This is a genomic window from Bacillus pseudomycoides DSM 12442, assembly GCF_000161455.1.
Lineage (GTDB): Bacteria > Bacillota > Bacilli > Bacillales > Bacillaceae_G > Bacillus_A > Bacillus_A pseudomycoides.
The window spans coordinates 5513301-5513856 of record NZ_CM000745.1; the positions used below are offsets into that span (position 1 = coordinate 5513301).

At 39.9% G+C, this 556-nt stretch carries 1 pseudogene; it reads right to left on the bottom strand.

Annotated features, from left to right (window positions below):
* A pseudogene (locus BPMYX0001_RS33480) lies at window positions 1-556 on the bottom strand (IS200/IS605 family accessory protein TnpB-related protein); the annotation flags it as partial.

Sequence of the window (556 nt, forward strand, 5' to 3'; positions counted from 1 at the left end):
CCCCTTTTATCTGCACGATTCAGAATTGCACTTGTCATCTTCTCATAAGCAAACATACTCCTCATTCGATTCGCATGTTTATTTCCATATCGATTCCCTGTTTTCGATTGGGTTGTATCTAACTTCTCGATGACAATCGGCTTGTTATACCGCTCCGCTAAGTCCACTAAGCGAATCGCTTCCACTTCGATGATCTTTGTGATTTGTCCTGTGGATTTACCCATGATAGAAAAACCAAGGGAACCACTTCCTTTGTAATTCCCATCCTTCGTTACATTCGCCCACGCAAAATGCTCAAGATTACAATCCAAACCAATGACACCATCTGATTTACTATAATTTGTGTGAGGATTTTCCGGTACATCGACTAAACATTTTACAATGTAATATTCCCCATAGTCTTCCACAGACCACGTAATTGGTTTACCGTGTTTTTTCTTATTTTCACACTGTAATTGAGTTATGATCACTTCCTCAATGATTTCTTGTCCATACGGGAACGTAACAGCTGGAAACATCAGTGTTTTTCCGGAACTTGTCGTCATCCATAATCCCT